Here is a 17,606-nt window from a genome sequence, read left to right as displayed (position 1 = left end):
GAGGGTACGGCGCCCCGTCCTGGTGTCCGGCCGGCAGACCGTTGCCGAACCGTTAGCCGGACGCGGAACTCTTTCCGCTGTTACGCGTTCGTGACGACCTAGGTCGGTGCGGCTCACAGCCTTCTTCTAGGGTCGTCCGGTGACCAGTTCGACCGGAGAGCCTCTCGTCCGACTGTCCGGCGTCAACAAGTGGTTCGGCCCCCTGCACGTGTTGCAGGACATCGACCTGGAGATCGCCCGCGGCGAGGTGGTCGTGGTGATCGGCCCGTCCGGCTCCGGGAAGTCGACGCTCTGCCGCACGATCAACCGGCTGGAGTCGATCGAGAAGGGCGAGATCACCATCGACGGCCGGAAGCTGCCGGAGGAGGGCAAGGAACTCGCCCGCCTGCGCAGCGACGTCGGCATGGTCTTCCAGAGCTTCAACCTCTTCGCGCACAAGACGATCCTGCAGAACGTGACGCTCGGCCCGATCAAGGTGCGCGGCGCGTCGAAGGCGGACGCCGAGAAGCGGGCGCGGGAGCTGCTCGAGCGGGTCGGCGTGAGCGCACAGGCCGACAAGTACCCCGCCCAGCTCTCGGGGGGCCAGCAGCAGCGGGTGGCCATCGCCCGCGCGCTCGCCATGGACCCCAAGGTCATGCTCTTCGACGAGCCGACGTCCGCGCTGGACCCCGAGATGATCAACGAGGTCCTCGAGGTCATGACGTCGCTGGCCGGCGACGGCATGACGATGGTCGTCGTCACGCACGAGATGGGCTTCGCCCGCCGGGCGGCCAACCGCGTCGTCTTCATGGACGGCGGCCGGATCGTCGAGTCCGCCGATCCCGAGACGTTCTTCACCAACCCCAGATCCGACCGGGCCAAGGACTTCCTGTCCAAGATCCTCAACCACTGACCCCGAAGGGATCACCATGCGCATCACCCGATACGCGGCGTTCGCCGCGGCGGCGGGCCTGCTCCTCGCCGGCTGTTCGAGCGAGGCCGGCAACCAGGCGTCCGACGCCTCCAAGAGCACGGCCGCCGTCGCGACCGACGTGAACTTCCCCGCCGGATCGACCATGGCGCGACTGCACGACGCCGGGAAGATGACCATCGGCACCAAGTTCGACCAGCCGGGCTTCGGCCTGCTCAACCCGCAGACCCAGAAGCCCGAGGGCTTCGACGTCGAGATCGCCAAGATCATCGCCGGCAAGCTGGGCATCAAGGCCGACGACATCACCTGGACCGAGACGGTGTCGGCGAACCGTGAGCCGTTCATCGAGAGCGGCCAGGTCGACATGATCGTCGCGACCTACACGATCAACGACACCCGCAAGCAGCGGGTCGACTTCGCCGGGCCGTACTACGAGGCCGGGCAGGACATCATGGTCAAGAAGGGCAACCCCGACAAGATCGAGGGCCCCGAGGACCTCGCCGGCAAGACCGTCTGCTCGGTCGAGGGCTCGACCCCGGCGCAGAACATCCGGGACAAGTACCCCGAGGCGAAGCTCACCACCTACGACGTCTACTCCAAGTGCGCCGACGACCTGAAGAACGGCAACGTGCAGGCCGTCACCACCGACAACGTCATCCTCACCGGACTGGTGGCCGGCAGCCCCGACGCCTTCCAGCTCGTCGGCAAGCCGTTCACCAAGGAGCCTTACGGCATCGGCTTGAAGAAGGGCGACAACGACTTCCGCACCTTCATCAACGACACCCTCGAGGCGTCCTTCAAGGACGGCTCCTGGGCCAAGGCCTGGGACCGCACGGCCGGTGACATCAGCGGCCAGAAGGCTCCCGAGCCGCCCAAGATCGACCGGTACTGAGGCACTTCCCCGGTGGGGCCGGCCGTCGCCGGCCCCACCGGGCACGTCCGCTCGACCCGACCGTGAGGAGGTGAGATGTCCTTCGTCGCCGACAACTTCCCGCTGCTGCGGGACGCGTTCCTGACCACCCTGAGCCTGGCGGTGCTCAGCGGCCTGTGCGCCCTCGTCCTCGGCACCCTGCTGGCGGCCATGCGGGTGAGCCCCGTCCCGCCACTGCGCGGCGTGGCCACCTTCTACGTCGAGGTCTTCCGCAACACCCCGCTGACCGTGGTGTTCTTCTTCCTCGCGTTCGGCATCGTGCAGATCGACCTGCAGTTCCCCTCGCGATTCATCTCCGCGGTGGCCGCGCTGTCCCTCTACACCGCAGCCTTCGTCTGCGAGGCGGTGCGGTCGGGCATCAACTCCGTGCCTCCCGGGCAGGCCGAGGCGGCCCGCGCGCTCGGGCTCGGCTTCGGTCAGACGCTGGGCACGGTCGTCCTGCCGCAGGCGTTCCGGACCGTCGTCCCGCCGCTCGGCAACGTCTGGATCGCGCTGGCGAAGAACACCTCGATCGCGGCCGGCTTCGCCGTCACCGACCTCGCCGCCGCGCTGCAGCGGCTGGCCAACCAGAACGCCGACCAACTGCTGACCGTGTTCCTCGCGATCGTGGTCGCCTACCTGATCATCACCCTGCCGTCGGCCTGGCTGATCGGGATCATCGAGCGACGGACGGCGATCCTGCGATGACCTCCTCGACCGTCCTGTTCGACGTGCCCGGCCCCCGCTCCCGGCGGCGGCAGCGGCTCGGGACCGTGATCGGCCTGCTCGTCGTCCTCGCCCTGGTCGGCGTCGCGCTGCTGCGGCTGGGCTCCAACGGACAGCTGGAGCCGGCGCGCTGGTCGATCCTCTTCGACCCCAACAGCGGTGTCCCGCAGGCGCTGGGCCGGGCACTCGTCGACACCTTGAAGGTGGCCGCCGTCGGCATGGTGGCGGCGACGGTGCTCGGCGCGCTGCTCTCCTTCGGCCGGCTGTCCGACCACGCGTGGGTGCGCGTGCCGGTCACGGTGCTGGTCGAGTTCTTCCGCGCGGTGCCGCTGCTGATCCTGATCCTGTTCTGCCTGCTGTACCTGCCCGCGGTCGGCCTGCGGCTGGGCGCGTTCGGCGCGCTCGCCCTCGGGCTGACCCTCTACAACATGGCGGTCCTCGCCGAGATCTTCCGCGCCGGGATCCTCTCGGTCGACCGGGGTCAGCGCGAGGCCGCGCTGGCGCTGGGGATGCGCAAGTCCCAGGTCATGCTGCTCGTGCTGCTGCCCCAGGCCGTCCGCCGGATGCTGCCCGTGCTGATCGCCCAGTTGGTCGTCCTGCTCAAGGACTCCTCGCTGGGCTTCATCGTCGGCTACTTCGAACTGCTGCGGCAGGCGCGCAGCCTCGTGGAGTTCTTCAACTTCCGATTCGGCAACCTCTACACGTTCCAGCTCTACGTCGCCGCCGGGCTGATCTACATCATCGTGAACGTGCTGCTGTCCCAGCTCGCGCGCTACGTCGAGCGGCGGACCCGGCGCAACACGAAGGCGGCCGGCACGGCGGAGGTCGAGTTGCCAGCGGACGTGCAGATGGGTGGCGGGGGCGGAGCCGTCGCTCCCGTCTGATCGGCCCGTCCCGCCGATCTGCGTCGCCTCCCGGGTTTCCCTCGCGCCAAGGATGCGCGACTATGGCTGTGTCGCCCGGCTCGGGCCGGACCGATGTGCACTCTCCAGAGGCGCTGGTCGACGGCGCCGGAAGACCGGGGGCCGCTCATGCCAAGCGCAACGCAGACCGATCGGCGCGGGGTGCGGTCATGACCGCCGTCGCACCGCAGCCGATCATCAGCCGGCCGAGCCCCGTGCACATCGCGCGCAAGGGCTCGCGGCTGTCGAGTCTGCTGCGCACGACCGATCACAAGACGATCGGCCTGATGTACCTGACGGCGTCGTTCACGTTCTTCATCATCGGCGGCATCCTGGCGATGCTCATGCGCGCCGAGCTGGCGCGCCCGGGCATGCAGTTCCTGTCGCCGGAGCAGTACAACCAGCTGTTCACGATGCACGGCACGCTGATGCTGCTGATGTTCGCGACGCCGCTGTTCTTCGCGTTCGGCAACCTGATCATGCCGCTGCAGATCGGCGCACCGGACGTGGCGTTCCCGCGGCTGAACGCACTCTCGTTCTGGCTGTTCCTGTTCGGCAGCACCATCGTGGTCTCGGGCTTCTTCACGCCCGGCGGCGCGGCGGACTTCGGCTGGACCGGCTACACCCCCCTGTCGGACATCACCAACTCGCCCGGCGCCGGCGGCAACCTGTGGATCTGCGGACTGGCCGTCAGCGGCCTGGGCACGATCCTGGGCGGGGTCAACTTCATCACCACGATCGTCTGCCTGCGGGCGCCCGGCATGACCATGTTCCGGATGCCGATCTTCACCTGGAACACGCTGATCACCAGCATGCTGGCCCTGCTGGTCTTCCCGATTCTCACGGCGGCGCTGTTCGGCCTGCTGGCCGACCGGAACCTGGGTGCGCTGGTCTACTCCCGCGAGAACGGCGGGCCGATGCTGTGGCAGCACCTGTTCTGGTTCTTCGGCCACCCCGAGGTGTACATCATCGCGTTGCCGTTCTTCGGCATCGTCACCGAGATCATCCCGGTGTTCAGCCGCAAGCCGCTGTTCGGCTACAAGGGCATGATCGCCGCGACCATGGCGATCGGCTTCCTGTCGCTGGCCGTCTGGGCGCACCACATGTTCGCGACCGGCGCCGTGCTGCTGCCGTTCTTCTCCTTCCTGAGCTACCTCATCGCAATCCCGACCGGGCTGAAGTTCTTCAACTGGATCGGCACGATGTGGCGGGGCCAGTTGACGTTCGAGACGCCGATGCTGTGGTCGATCGGCTTCATGGTCACCTTCCTCCTCGGGGGCCTGACCGGTGTGCTGCTGGCCAGCCCGCCGGTCGACTGGCACGTCCACGACACCTACTTCGTCGTGGCGCACTTCCACTACGTCGTGTTCGGCACCGTGGTGTTCGCGGCGAACGCCGGCATCGCGTTCTGGTTCCCGAAGATCTGCGGCCGGATGCTCGACGAGAAGCTCGGCAAGCTGCAGTTCTGGATGACGTTCATCGGCTTCCACGGCACGTTCCTCATCCAGCACTGGCTGGGCAACGAGGGCATGCCCCGGCGTTACGCCGACTACCTGCCCAGTGACGGGTTCACCACGCTGAACACGATCTCGACGATCTTCAGCTTCGTGCTGGGTGCCTCGATAATCCCGTTCCTGTTCAACGTGGTGAAGTCGTGGAAGTACGGGCAGCTGGCGCTGCGCGACGACCCCTGGGGCCACGGCAACTCGCTGGAGTGGGCGACCTCGTCGCCGCCGCCGCGGCACAACTTCGTCGAGATCCCGCGGATCCGCTCCGAGCGGCCGGCCTTCGAGGCGCACTACCCGCACATGCTCGAGCGGATGCAGGCCGAGGCCCACGCGGGCCGCAACCACACCTACGCCAACAACGTGCTCACCAGCGACACGGGGCCGCGACAGGGACCCAACGACCCCGACCCCACCTGACGCCGGGGCGGTCAGCCCGCAGCGGTCGACGTCCGCCGCGCGCCGTTCTCGTCCTGCTCCCACCGGTCCATGGCGTCCCAGTCGGCGCCGTCCACGGTGGCCAGGGCCACGGGGAACAGACCGAAGTCCTCCTTGAACATGTGGTCTCCCAGCTCGTCGAGGATGCGCAGGACACCGGCGCGCCAGGCCGGGGTGGCCGCCTCGGAGACTCCCGCACCCGCGTCGTCGAGATCGTCGACCGCGTCGTAGAGGTCGGCGTGCTCGCCCTGGAGGACGTCGACGTGCTCCGCCAGCTCGGCCTCCCGGGCCAGCAGAGGGAAGAGGAAACCCTCCTCCTTCGCGACGTGCGGGGCCAGGACGCGGAGCACCTCGTCGAAGTGGCGCCGCGCGGCTTCGTCGTCTCCTGCAGCGAGGTGGCGGCGGATGTGGCCGGTCAGGTCCCGCAGCCGGTCGTGCTCGTTCATGAGCGCGGCGATGGGGGTGAGGTCACGACAGCCGCAGTGGTCGCACACGGGGGCTCCAGGAAGTCACGTGGGTGGTCCGCTCCGGTCAAGGACCGGGGACGGCGGATGATTCCCCGTTCGGCGGCGATCAGCCGGTGCGCGCCGGCCGCCCCTCCACCCGCATGCCCCAGGCCGTGAAGCACGCGGCGACCGCCGCGGTGATGGCGAGCAGCCACAGTCCGGGCTCGTAGTTGCCGATCCACCCGTAGATGGCACCCATGATCAGCGGCGGCGCGAATCCGCCCAGGCCGCCGGCAGCCCCGACGATGCCCGTCACGGCACCCACCTTCCCCGGCGGCGCCGCGATGGACACCAGCGCGAACACCGCTCCGGAGGAGGCCCCGAGAGCCGCCGCCATCCCGAGGAAGGCCACGGTGCCCACGGGGGCCAGCGGCTGCTCGAGTGCGGACACCGCCGCGAAGACGGTGACGACCGTGAAGCACACCGTCAGGACCGGCACCGGGTGGAACCGGTCGGAGAGGAGGCCGCCCACCGGACGCATGACCACGGCCAGGACCACGAAGCCGGCGGTCCGGAACGCGGCGTCGGCGGCGTCGAGGGAGAAGGCGTCCTTCAGATAGGTGGGCAGGTAGACGCTGAACGCCACGAACCCGCCGAAGCCGACCGCGTACAGGAACGACAGCTGCAGGGTCACCGGCAGCGCGAAGGTGTCCCACGTCCGCCGCAGGAAGCTGCCCCCGGCCGGCGCCGGCCGGTTCGGGGCGTCGCGCAGCAGCAGCCAGGAGACGACGGCGTAGGCGGCGAGGAGGACGGCGACCAGCGTGAACGGGAACTCCAGGCCGATGCTCCTGCGCAGCGGCACCGTGGTGAACGCCGAGATCGCGGTGCCACCCATGCCGGCGCCGAAGATCCCGAGCGCGGTCCCCCGCTTGGCGGGCGGGAACCAGGCGTTGACCAGGGGGATACCGATGGCGAACGTGGTGCCGCCCAGGCCCAGCACGAACCCACCGAGCAACATCAGCGCGTAGGAGTCCGCCGCGACGTACCCCACGAAGAGGACCGGCAAGATCGTCAGCGCGCTGATCAGCGGGAACATGGTGCGCGCCCCGAACCGGTCGGTGAGGGCGCCGACGGGGATGCGCCCCAGCGATCCGACGACGACCGGGACGGCCACCAGCAGCGACTTCTGCACGGCGCTGAGTCCGAGGGTGTCGGTGAAGAAGGCACCCAGCGGGCTGATCAGGGCCCACGCCCAGAAGTTGACGGCGAAGCCGACGGTCGCGATCGCCAGCATGATCCATGCTTGACGCGGCACCGCCGTCCCGCCCACCGTCGGCGTGCCGCCGCCCGCGGCCGCAGGGGCTGAAGACATTCCCGTACTCGCTTTCCTCAGGAACTCCAGGCCCGGGTGCGGGCGCCTCGGAGCGGACATCATTCCGTCACCGTCGTTCTACCCTCGGTGACGTCGCTTGGGCTGGGGCCCGAGGTCACCGATCGAGGGCCGATGGTCCCGGCGGTGCGCTCAGCGGCGATCACTCCCCACTCGGTCCCAGCCCCGGGGCGCCGCGCGATTCCCGAGCTGGGGGTCCCGGCTCCGATAGACGATGTAGGGCCGGGTGAAGTAGCCCAGCGGAGCGCTGAAGACGTGCACCAGGCGGGTGAACGGCCAGATCGCGAAGAGCAGCAGCGCCGACAGCGCGTGCAGCTGGAACCCGAGCCCCGCCTCGGTCATCAGCTCGGGCTGCGGCTGGAAGTAGAAGATGCTGCGGAACCACGGCGACACGGTGTCGCGGTAGTCGACGCCCTCGTGTCCCAGGGCGCCGAGCACCGTGTTGCTGAGCCCGAAGAGGATGGTCGCGGTCAGCACGACGTACATGAACTTGTCGTTCCGGGTGGTCGCCGAGAACACCGGGCCCACGGTGCGGCGCCGGTAGATCAGGATGGCCAGCCCCACCAGGGTGCAGAAGCCCGCGATGGCGCCGGTCACGAGGGCCACGACGTGATAGCCCGTCTCCGAGATGCCCACCGCGCTGGTCCACGACTTCGGGATCCCCAGCCCCCCGATGTGCCCGAGGAGCACGAAGAGGATGCCGAAGTGGAACAGCGGGCTGCCCCAGCGCAACAGGCGGCGCTCGTAGAGCTGGCTGGAGCGCGTCGTCCAGCCGAACTTGTCGTACTTGTACCGCCAGTAGTGGCCCACGACGAAGATGGCGAGGCTGATGTACGGGAGGATGACCCAGAGGAAGATCTCGGTGGCGCTCATGCCGGGCCTCCTGCGGACGAGCTGGGCTGGGGGATGAACTCCGGAGGCGCGAACGGGAGCGCGCCGTAGGGGTCGAGTCCGACGTCCTCGCCGGGCGGTCCCTGCTGGGCCAGCCGCAGCACCGCGGCCTTGTCGGTGGCCGCCACCGGCGGCAGCGTCGCCGACACGGCCTGCAGCACCGCGGCGTACGGCGAACGGCGCTCCTCCAGCGCGAGCCGGATCAGCTCCAGCCCCGGGCGGTACTCCGTCAGCAGCCGCTCGCCCCGCGCCGGGTCACCGAGGGCGGTGAACTCCAGCACGACCGCCAGGTGGTCCGGCAGCTCCTCGTCCGACAGCGTCATGCCGGCGCGGGAGTAGAGGTGCTTGAACTGCACCAGCGCCATTCCCCGCTTGCGGGTGTCGCCGTGGGTGAAATACGTGAGGTAGAGGCAGCAGCGGCGGCGCAGGTCGAACGTCTCCACGTACTCGGCCTGTTGCCGGCCCAGCGGCGTGGTCTCGATGTGGTCGAGGAGGCGGCCCAGCGGACCGGCCATCTCCGACGGCAACGGCGCCACCGCGGCCCTGAGCAGGGGCAGCCGGGCCAGCAGGTCCTCGTCGGGATAGCCGAGCAGCAGGGACGCCGCCTGGCGGGCGGTGGCGAGCTGCGCCGCCCCCTGGGCCGAGGCGGCCCTGGGCCGGCGTGAGAGAAGTCCGCGGCTCATGGCTTGGGGTCCGTGACCGCGGGCGACCCGGCGCTCTCTCCCCCGCCGTCCCAGGCCACGGAGCCCTCCGGCCGGGAGGGGAACAGCCCCTCGGGCGCTCCCTTGCCGTCCCAGTTCAGCAGGTTGACCCGCTGGGCCTTGTCCCCGGGCGCGGCCATGGTGTCCGTGGTCTGCCGCGCGGCGAGCATGTGGAAGTTCTCCACCGCGATCGGGGTCGAGCCACCCGAGGTCTCCCCGAAGGGACCCCAGCCCCCCATCCCCGGGCCCTCGTCGTAGTCCAGGGAGCAGCCGGTGTCGAACTCCTCCTGGCCGGGGCCCTGCTCGGCGCGCGCCAGCGGGATCACGTACCGCTCGTCGTACTTCGCGATGGCGAGCAACCGGTGCATGTCCTCGATGTCCCGGCCGGTCATCCCCACCGCGGCGGCGATCGACTCGTCCGCGGGGCGGCCCAGGTTCAGGTCGCGCATGTAGGAGCGCATCGCGCCGAGCTTCTTCAGCACCCCGGTGACCCGGTCGGTGTCGCCCGCCGTGAACAGTTCGGCCAGGTACTCCACCGGGATCCGCAGCGACTCGATGGCGCCGAAGATGTTGCCGGCGTCCTCGCCGTCGTGCCCCGTCTCGGTGAGCGCGTCGACGACCGGTGACAGCGGTGGGATGTACCAGACCATCGGCATGGTCCGGTACTCCGGGTGCAGTGGCAGGGCGACCTCGAACCGGTTGATGAGCGCGTAGATCGGCGAGCGCTGCGCGGAGTCGATCCACTCACGGGAGATGCCCGCGTGCTCGGCGGCCCGGATGACCTCCGGGTCGTGCGGGTCCAGCAGGATCGAGCGCTGAGCCGCGTAGAGGTCCTGATCGTTCGGGGTGGACGCGGCCTCGAGCACCCGGTCGGCGTCGTAGAGGACGATGCCGATGTAGCGCAGCCGGCCGACGCAGGTCTCCGAGCACACGGTCGGGATGCCCACCTCGACGCGCGGGAAGCAGAAGGTGCACTTCTCCGCCTTGCCGGTGCGGTGGTTGAAGTAGACCTTCTTGTAGGGGCACCCCGTGACGCACTGCCGCCAGCCACGGCAGCGGTCCTGGTCGACGAGGACGATGCCGTCCTCGGCCCGCTTGTAGATCGCGCCCGACGGGCAGGAGGCCGCGCACGACGGGTTGATGCAGTGCTCGCAGATCCGCGGCAGGTAGAACATGTAGGTCTGTTCGAACTTCTCCTTGATCTGCGCGGAGATCTTCTTCAGCACCGGATCGTCCTGGGTGAGCTCCGGCGCGCCACCGAGGTTGTCGTCCCAGTTGGCGCTCCACTCGATGTTCATCGGCTGGTTCGTCAGGAGCGAGCGCGGCCGGGCGACCGGGGTGTGCTCCTGCACCGGAGCGCTGGTCAGCGTCTCGTAGTCGTAGGTCCAGGGCTCGTAGTAGTCGTTGATCGACGGCTGCACCGGGCTGGAGAAGATGGTGAGCAGCCGCTTGAGCCGGCTGCCGGTGCGCAGCTGAAGATTGCCGTTGCGGCCGACCTTCCAGCCGCCCCGCCACTTCTCCTGATCCTCGTACGTGCGCGGATACCCCTGCCCCGGCCGGGTCTCCACGTTGTTGAACCACACGTACTCGACGCCGCTGCGGTTGGTCCACGCCTGCTTGCAGGTGACCGAGCAGGTGTGGCAGCCGATGCACTTGTCGAGGTTCATCACCATGCCCATCTGGGCCATGACGCGCATCAGTACTGAACCTCCTGGTTGCGGCGGCGGATGACGGTGACCTCGTCGCGCTGGTTGCCGGTCGGGCCGAGGTAGTTGAACGCGAAGGACAGCTGCGCGTACCCACCGATGAGGTGCGTGGGTTTGAGGAACAGCCGGGTCAGCGAGTTGTGGATGCCGCCGCGCTTGCCGTTGGTCTCGCTCAGGGGGACGTCGATGAGCCGGTCCTGCGCGTGGTGCATGTACACCGTCCCCTCGGGCATGCGCGAGGACACGACCGCGCGCGCCACGACGACGCCGTTGCGGTTGACCGCCTCGATCCAGTCGTTGTCGCGCACCCCGATCGCGGCGGCGTCCTGGGTGCTCATCCAGATGGTGGGGCCGCCCCGGGACAGCGACAGCATGAGCAGGTTGTCCTGGTACTCGGAGTGGATCGACCACTTGTTGTGCGGCGTGAGGTAGCGGACGGTGATGCCCAGTTCGCCCTGCGACCCGATCCGGGGTTCGCCGAACAACGTGTGCATGTCCAGCGGCGGCCGGAACACCGGCAGGTTCTCCCCCGCCTCGGTCATCCAGTCGTGGTCGAGGAAGAAGTGCATCCGCCCGGTCAGGGTGTGCCAGGGCTTGAGCCGCTCCACGTTGATGGTGAACGGGGAGTACCGCCGTCCGCCGTGCTCGCTGCCCGACCACTCCGGGGAGGTGATCACCGGGGTGGGCGCCGCCTGGGTGTCGGCGAAGGTGACCAGCTTGCCCTCGTGCTCGGCGGCCAGGTCGGCCATCCGCATGCCGGTGCGCTCCTCGGCCCGGTGGAATCCCTGGGTGGCGAGCCGCCCGTTCGTGGTCCCGGACAGCGCGAGGATGGCCTCGCACCAGTGCACGTCCCTGGCCAGGGCCGGCCGCCCCGCCGCGGCGCCGTCCCGGATGACGCCGTTCTTGTGCTTGAGGTACTCGACCTCCTTGTCCGGCATCGTCGTGACGCCCTTGGTGGTCAGGCCGAGCTTCTCCACCAGTGGGCCGAGGGCCGACCACTTCGCGGCAACGGCCGCGTAGTCGCGCTCCTGGACGACGAACTTGGGCATCGTCCTGCCCGGCACGGGCTCGCACTCCCCCGCCTTCCAGTCCCGCACCACCCCTCGCGGGTTGGCCAGGGCGTCGGGGGTGTCGTGCAGCAGCGGCAGCGCCACGAGGTCCTTGCGGACGCCGAGGTGCGTGGCCGCCAGCCGGCTGAACGCGCGCGCGATCGTGCCGAACGCGTCGAAGTCGGTGCGGGTCTCCCACGGCGGCGCGATCGCCGGGTTGAACGAGTGCACATAGGGGTGCATGTCGGTGGTGTTGAGGTCGTGCTTCTCGTACCAGGTGGCGGCCGGCAGCGTGATGTCGGAGTAGACCGTCGTGCTCGTCATCCGGAAGTCCAGGGCCAGCAGCAGATCCAACTTGCCGGTGGGCGCCTCCTCCCGCCAGACGATGTCCTTCGGGCGGGACTCGACGGGCGCCTCCTCGGCGCGCACCGCGTTGTCGGTGCCGAGCAGGTGCTTGAGGAAGTACTCGTTGCCCTTCGCCGACGAGCCCAGCAGGTTGGCCCGCCAGATCGTCAGCACCCGCGGGAAGTTCTCCGGGGCGTCGGGATCCTCGGCGGCGAACCGCAGCCGGCCCTCCCGGAGCTCGTCGACGACGTGCTGACCGGGCTCCTTCCCGGCCGCGGCCGCCTCGTCCGCCAGGTCGAGCGGGTTGCGGTCGAAGGTCGGGTAGGACGGCATCCACCCCATGCGCGCGGACTGCGCCAGGACGTCGGCCGGCGTCCTGCCGGCGAACCGCCCCTCGCCCAGCGGAGAGGCGAACCCGTCCAGCGTCGTCTGGTCGTAGCGCCACTGGTCGGTGTGCAGGTACCAGTAGGCGGTCTGGATCATCTGCCGCGGCGGCCGCGCCCAGTCCAGCGCGGCGGCGAGGGCCGAGTACCCGGTGATCGGCCGGACCTTCTCCTGCCCGACGTAGTGGGCCCATCCCCCGCCGTTGACGCCCTGGCAGCCGGTGAGCGTGGTGAGCGTGAGGAACGCGCGGTAGATCGTGTCGGAGTGGAACCAGTGGTTGGTCCCGGCGCCCATGAGGATCATCGAGCGGCCGCTGGAGTCCTCGGCGTTCTGCGCGAACTCCCGGCCGATGCGGGTCGCGGCGGCGGCTGACACGCCGGTGAACTGCTCCTGCCACGCCGGCGTGTAGGGCTGCGAGGCGTCGTCCGGGCCGGCCGGCCACTCGCCGGGCAGTCCGGCACGGCCGACCCCGAACTGGGCGAGCAGCAGGTCGTACACCGTCGTCACCAGGTGCTTGCCGACCCGCCGGACCGGCACCCCGCGGCGCATCGTGCCGCCCTCGCCGCGGGCCGTGTCGAACCGGGCCAGATCGACGGTCACCGACTCGGTGGCGGCCTCGTGGAGGCTCAGCAGCGGGTCGACGTCCCCCAGGTCGAGGTTCCACTTCCCCTTTCCGGCCTCGCCGAAGCGGAAGCCCAGCGACCCGTTGGGCACGTGCGGCTCCCCGGTCGCGGAGTCGACGAGCACGGTCTTGAACTCCGCGCCCTCCTCGAGGTCGCCGAGGTCGGCGGCGGTGAGGAACTTGCCGGGCACGTAGCTGTCCCCGCGCGGGGTCAGCGTGAGCAGGAAGGGCAGATCCGAGTACCGCTTCACGTACTCCTGGAAGCGGGGCACCTGCCGGTCGACGAAGAACTCCTTGAGGACGACGTGGCCCATGGCCATCGCCAGTGCGCCGTCGGTGCCCGGATGCGGGGCGAGCCAGTCGTCGGCGAACTTGGTCGCATCGGAGTAGTCGGGGCTCATGACGACGACCTTCTGGCCGCGGTAGCGGGCCTCGGTCATCCAGTGCGCGTCCGGGGTGCGGGTCACCGGGACGTTGGAGCCCCAGAGGATCAGGTAGGCGGCGTCCCACCAGTCACCGGACTCGGGGACGTCGGTCTGGTCCCCGAACACCTGCGGCGAGGCCACCGGCAGGTCGGCGTACCAGTCGTAGAACGACAGCATGGGGGCGCCGATCAGCGCCATGAACCGCGCACCCGCGGCGTGCGACACCATCGACATCGCCGGGATCGGGGAGAAGCCGGCGACCCGGTCGGGACCGTACTTCTTGATCGTGTGCACGTGGGCGGCGGCGATCATCTCGGTCGCCTCGTCCCAGGTCGCCCGGACCAGCCCGCCCCTGCCCCGCTGCGACTTGTAGGTGTGCGCCTTCTCGGGGTCGTCGACGACGTCCGCCCAGGCCAGCACCGGGTCGCCGAGCCGGCCCTTCGCCTCCCGGTACATCTGCAGCAGCGAGCCGCGGACGTAGGGATAGCGGACCCGCGTGGGCGAGTACGTGTACCAGGAGAAGGCCGCCCCCCTCGGACAGCCCCGGGGCTCGTACTCGGGACGGTCCGGGCCGGTCGACGGGTAGTCGGTCTGCTGCGCCTCCCAGGTGATGATCCCGTCCTTGACGTAGACCTTCCAGGAGCACGAGCCGGTGCAGTTGACGCCGTGCGTGGACCGGACGACCTTGTCGTGGCTCCACCGGTCCCGGTAGAAGCTGTCGGCGTCGCGGCCGCCGATCTGGTACATGGCGCGAAGATCCGGGCTCACGTCGCCCTTGCGGAAGAACCGCGAGGTCTTCACCAGCGCCTCGGAGAGTGGGCCGTCGAGACCGGCGGCTCCGCTCCGTCCCTCGTGTGTCGCGGTCATGTCCAGCTCTCCATCTCTCGAGGGGCGGCGGATCTGCGCGGTCCCGGGGACCGGGAGGACTCACGTTCGCGGCGGGTGACCGGCCACGAGGGGGAAGGAACGGGCGCTGTCGGCGATGAACGCCGACCACAGCGCGGGGACGTCGGCCTCGTGAGGGATCGCTGCGCTGCACGTTTCGGCGATGACGTAGGTCACTTCGCGCTCCCCTCCGGGTCCCCCGACCGGCCGACGATTGGAGGGTAGCGGCGCTCGTTATCCGACGGCGTCCGGGGTGCGCCGGCCGACGGTGGCCCCCGTCGGCCGGGGAGCGGGGATCTCCGCCATGCACAGCTCGGGGGCGACGAACGGCTGCAGCTGCGCGGATCCGGCGACCTCCGGCAGACCCAGCCGGGACAACGCGCCGCGCAGGAGTCCGAGGTGCAGGGTGCACACGACCTCGGGATGGGCCCGGGCGACGTCGCGGAACGGGCAGTGCTCGAGGGCCATCCGGGAGCCCTCCGGGCCGAGCCGCCGCGGCGCGAAACCGACCCGGCCGAACAGCTCGCCGACGGCTTCGACCGCGTCGTCCCACGGAAGGCTCCTCGTGTCCGGCACCTCGCGGGCCGCCCACCGGCGTCCGGCCTGTTCGGCACGTCGCCGTCCCTGCGCCCCGCCGGCGCCGAGCGCGCCCGCCAGCATCTCGGCGAGCTCCCGGTGCGCGTCACCCCCACCGTCGCCGGCCGTCGGTGCATAGGACCGGCCGGGTCGCCCCGGGCCGGTCGGCTGCCGGTCCGTCGGGACGACGAGCCCGGCCGCCGACAGCACCCGGAGGTGTGCCCGGACGGTGGTCACGTGCAGCCCGACCGCATCGGCGAGCTGGGCGGCGCCGAGTGGCACCCCCGCGGCCCTGAGCACGTCGAGCAGCCGCCGACGCGACCGGACGCCGAGCGCGACGTACGGCCGGTCCGGGTCCGCGACCCTCGCGGGCGAGCGGTCGGCCATGGCAACAGTCTGGCCGACGCCGGGTCGGTACGCCTTCGTTCTCCCCTCCCCCTCGCCGACCCGGCTCCCGCCGGAGAGGATGGGCGGATGGATCACCCCCGAACCGTCAATCTGGACGAACTGGCCGGTCAGCTGCTCGCGGAGGCCGCCGGGCACAACGCAGGGCGGGCCGCCCACACGCTCGCGCACCCCGTGGACGGCCTGCGCCAGACGGTGATCGCCCTCGCGGGGGGCCAGGAGCTGGCGGAGCACGAGAGTCCCGGGCCGGCCAGCCTGCTGGTCCTGCGCGGGGCCGTGCGCCTGGTCAGTGACGAGGGCACCGACGTCCTGGGAGCGCACCAGATCTGCCCCATCCCCAACCGGCGGCACAGGCTGCACGCCGACGAGGACTCCGTCGTCCTGCTCAGCGTCGCCGTGCCGCAGCGGGCGCCCGCCTGACCGCTCCTGGTCAGTAGCTGCTCGCGTCGCTGCGCGGCTCCAGCGGCGGGGTGGCCCCGGCCGCGGAGCGTCCCAGGCCGGCGATCATCGCCACCATGACCAGTGACCAGACGGCGAACGCCACCCAGATGCCGACCGCCCCGACCACGCCCGCCAGGGGCAGGGCATCGGCCTGCGACAGGAAGGTGGCGGCGACGGAGTACATGCCCAGCGGGAACACCATGCTCCACAGCGACGGCTCGTAGCGCAGCGGCACGCGGTGGGTGTGGTGCCGCCACCAGCCCGCCGCCACGAGCACCGGGATCAGCCAGCTACCGAACAGCCAGATGGTGACCGACACTCCGGCGACCAGTCCGCGCACGGCGTCGACCATCGGCGTGCCGACCATCTCGACGATGCGCGCACCGGCGAGGACGGTGATGGCGCTGGCCCCCATGGCCACCCAGTACGGCGGGCTGAGGTCGGTCGGCCGCAACTCGTAGAGCAGCATCCGGGCGGCCACCAGGATGCCGACGGCCGGGTAGAGGAAGAGCCCCACCGACCAGGCGAAGACGGCCACGACGGCGAGCGCGTCGCGCAGCGCAGGAAGGGCCGGCTGGAGGGTGGCCGCCGATGCCGCCACGGACTGCGCGGCGACCACCCAGATGAACCACGTGCCGTTGGCCTTGGGCACCACGGGTCGCTCGACCCGGCTCAGGACCGACGTCCAGGGGACGACGTAGCCAAGCCCGACCCAGCCGACCAGCCCCGCGCCCAGCAGGACGGCGGCGGCGGTGTGGTGCCCGTCCATGGCGAGCCGGACGCCCAGGACGTTGCCGCCCGCCACGAAGGTGAAGAAGCCGAAGGCCCGTGCCGGGTCGGTGAAGTCGGAGACGACCTCGTCGCGGAAGGCCAGGATGCGCCAGATGTTCAGCGCGACGAGGACGACGAAGGAGACGGCGCACACGACCAGCAGGAAGACCGAGAGCCCGAGCTGGCCGTGCTGGCGCATGCCGACGGAGATGATGCCGCTGGCCATCACGAGGGCGAAGTAGCCCGGGGTCAGCGTCCGGACGCCGGCCGGACGGCCGCCCTCCGCGGCGCTCGAGGTCACCGCTGGAGGTTAGCGGCGGAACGGGCAGCGGACCGCCCGCTCCCCCGGCCGCTCAGACCCGCGTGAGGCGCAGCCGCCAGGCCTCGGGCCCGCGCTCCTCGTAGTCGACGGCCAGCGCCCCGCCCGCGCGGGCCGACAGCTGGCGCAGCAGCGGCAGCGGGTCGTGCGGCGCCACGAGCAGCAGCGATCCGCCGTCCGGGATGGCGTCGAACGCCCCGAACACGGTGGCGTGCCGGATGGCGTGCGGCACCGCGCGCACATCGAGCACCGGGACGTCGGCGTCGTCATGCCCGCCGCAACCACAGCTGCCCGGCCCCGGAGCGGCCCCCACCCCGTGCGCGGCGTGCTCGGCGTCCTGCGCGTGGTCCTCGAGAGCCTCGTGCATGTGCGCCAGGAGTTCGGCGAGCGAGACCGTCGGATCGGCGGCGAGGGCGGGGAGCAGCAGATCGTTCTCCTTCACCAGATGCGTGTCGAACAGCACGCGCAGCGCCCATCCGATGGCGGCTGCCCGCACAGGGTCGACCGCCGAACCCAGGTCCAGGACGAGCCGCTCGAGCACCCGGTGCTCGCCGGCCATGGCCTCCACCAGCAGCCGGAGCGGGTCCGAGCGCGCGGCGACGGAGTAGATCGCCCGCTCCTCGGCCGTCGCGTGGGGCAGGAGCTCGCCCATGGCGAACTGCAGCGTCGCGGCCCGCGCCTGCGCGGGACTGGTTCCGTCGAGGGCCGACGGTGCCGACATCAGCACCCCGACGTGGGCGGCGAGCCGCCCGGCGAGTTCGGCGTGGTGCTGCCGAATGGTCTCCAGGGCCGCGGCGTCGCCGGCGTCCGAGGCCAGGACGACGTCGGCAGCTGCGCCCGGGGGCAGGGTGACGGTCAC

General features: G+C 70.6%; 15 protein-coding genes. 6 read left to right on the top strand and 9 right to left on the bottom strand.

Annotated elements, in window-relative coordinates:
* Nucleotides 1-139 precede the first annotated feature (139 nt).
* The 5 genes from AC2H4J_RS19700 to ctaD all read left to right on the top strand — a co-directional run bounded on the left by AC2H4J_RS19700 (nucleotide 140) and on the right by ctaD (nucleotide 5,373).
* On the top strand, nucleotides 140-892 hold the full coding sequence (locus AC2H4J_RS19700; protein WP_487466599.1) for an amino acid ABC transporter ATP-binding protein: 753 nt from the start codon (nucleotides 140-142) through the stop codon (nucleotides 890-892).
* 16 nt (nucleotides 893-908) lie between these two features.
* Nucleotides 909-1,802 (top strand): glutamate ABC transporter substrate-binding protein, encoded by an 894-nt coding sequence (locus AC2H4J_RS19695; RefSeq protein ID WP_487466598.1) that lies wholly within the window; start codon nucleotides 909-911, stop codon nucleotides 1,800-1,802.
* Nucleotides 1,803-1,877: 75 nt separating this feature from the next.
* Nucleotides 1,878-2,528: an amino acid ABC transporter permease gene (locus AC2H4J_RS19690; protein WP_487466597.1), complete on the top strand. Its 651-nt coding sequence runs from the start codon at nucleotides 1,878-1,880 to the stop codon at nucleotides 2,526-2,528.
* On the top strand, nucleotides 2,525-3,430 hold the full coding sequence (locus AC2H4J_RS19685; RefSeq protein ID WP_487466596.1) for an amino acid ABC transporter permease: 906 nt from the start codon (nucleotides 2,525-2,527) through the stop codon (nucleotides 3,428-3,430). The genes AC2H4J_RS19690 and AC2H4J_RS19685 overlap by 4 nt, the downstream gene beginning before the upstream one ends.
* A 188-nt stretch (nucleotides 3,431-3,618) precedes the next feature.
* On the top strand, nucleotides 3,619-5,373 hold the full coding sequence (gene ctaD, locus AC2H4J_RS19680) for an aa3-type cytochrome oxidase subunit I (RefSeq protein WP_487466595.1): 1,755 nt from the start codon (nucleotides 3,619-3,621) through the stop codon (nucleotides 5,371-5,373).
* A gap of 11 nt (nucleotides 5,374-5,384) precedes the next feature.
* Here ctaD and AC2H4J_RS19675 read toward each other — a convergent pair whose 3' ends face one another.
* From AC2H4J_RS19675 to AC2H4J_RS19645, 7 genes are all read right to left on the bottom strand, one after another.
* On the bottom strand, nucleotides 5,385-5,885 hold the full coding sequence (locus AC2H4J_RS19675) for a hemerythrin domain-containing protein (RefSeq protein WP_487466594.1): 501 nt from the start codon (nucleotides 5,883-5,885) through the stop codon (nucleotides 5,385-5,387).
* A 79-nt stretch (nucleotides 5,886-5,964) separates the two neighbouring features.
* A complete protein-coding gene (locus tag AC2H4J_RS19670) occupies nucleotides 5,965-7,209 on the bottom strand; it encodes an MFS transporter (RefSeq protein WP_487466593.1) in 1,245 nt (414 codons plus the stop codon).
* 150 nt (nucleotides 7,210-7,359) lie between these two features.
* Nucleotides 7,360-8,100 carry a respiratory nitrate reductase subunit gamma gene (gene narI, locus AC2H4J_RS19665; RefSeq protein WP_487466592.1) on the bottom strand — a complete coding sequence of 247 codons (741 nt, stop codon included), beginning with the start codon at nucleotides 8,098-8,100 and terminating at the stop codon, nucleotides 7,360-7,362.
* Complete coding sequence (gene narJ / locus AC2H4J_RS19660; RefSeq protein ID WP_487466591.1) at nucleotides 8,097-8,801, bottom strand: nitrate reductase molybdenum cofactor assembly chaperone; 705 nt, start codon at nucleotides 8,799-8,801, stop codon at nucleotides 8,097-8,099. Before narJ ends, narI begins: the two co-directional genes overlap by 4 nt.
* Entirely contained in the window at nucleotides 8,798-10,516 is a 1,719-nt protein-coding gene (gene narH, locus AC2H4J_RS19655) for a nitrate reductase subunit beta (protein WP_487466590.1), read from the bottom strand. The genes narJ and narH overlap by 4 nt, the downstream gene beginning before the upstream one ends.
* A complete protein-coding gene (locus AC2H4J_RS19650) occupies nucleotides 10,516-14,217 on the bottom strand; it encodes a nitrate reductase subunit alpha (RefSeq protein WP_487466589.1) in 3,702 nt (1,233 codons plus the stop codon). Before AC2H4J_RS19650 ends, narH begins: the two co-directional genes overlap by 1 nt.
* Before the next feature lie 252 nt (nucleotides 14,218-14,469).
* The gene (locus AC2H4J_RS19645) at nucleotides 14,470-15,198 is read right to left on the bottom strand and encodes a helix-turn-helix transcriptional regulator (protein ID WP_487466588.1); all 729 of its coding nucleotides are present in this window, start codon (nucleotides 15,196-15,198) and stop codon (nucleotides 14,470-14,472) included.
* Between the two features lie 87 nt (nucleotides 15,199-15,285).
* Here AC2H4J_RS19645 and AC2H4J_RS19640 point away from each other — a divergent pair, with 87 nt between their 5' ends.
* The gene (locus AC2H4J_RS19640) at nucleotides 15,286-15,636 is read left to right on the top strand and encodes a cupin domain-containing protein (protein ID WP_487466587.1); all 351 of its coding nucleotides are present in this window, start codon (nucleotides 15,286-15,288) and stop codon (nucleotides 15,634-15,636) included.
* A gap of 10 nt (nucleotides 15,637-15,646) precedes the next feature.
* Here AC2H4J_RS19640 and AC2H4J_RS19635 read toward each other — a convergent pair whose 3' ends face one another.
* Together AC2H4J_RS19635 and AC2H4J_RS19630 are read right to left on the bottom strand one after the other, a co-directional pair.
* The gene (locus AC2H4J_RS19635; RefSeq protein WP_487466586.1) at nucleotides 15,647-16,729 is read right to left on the bottom strand and encodes a tellurite resistance/C4-dicarboxylate transporter family protein; all 1,083 of its coding nucleotides are present in this window, start codon (nucleotides 16,727-16,729) and stop codon (nucleotides 15,647-15,649) included.
* A gap of 52 nt (nucleotides 16,730-16,781) precedes the next feature.
* Nucleotides 16,782-17,606 (bottom strand): DUF2249 domain-containing protein, encoded by an 825-nt coding sequence (locus AC2H4J_RS19630; protein ID WP_487466585.1) that lies wholly within the window; start codon nucleotides 17,604-17,606, stop codon nucleotides 16,782-16,784.

The sequence above is a fragment of the Blastococcus sp. OS1-29 genome (genome assembly GCF_057628075.1).
The sequence above is the reverse complement of the archived record's forward strand: the minus strand, read 5'-3'. Positions and strand labels throughout refer to the sequence as shown.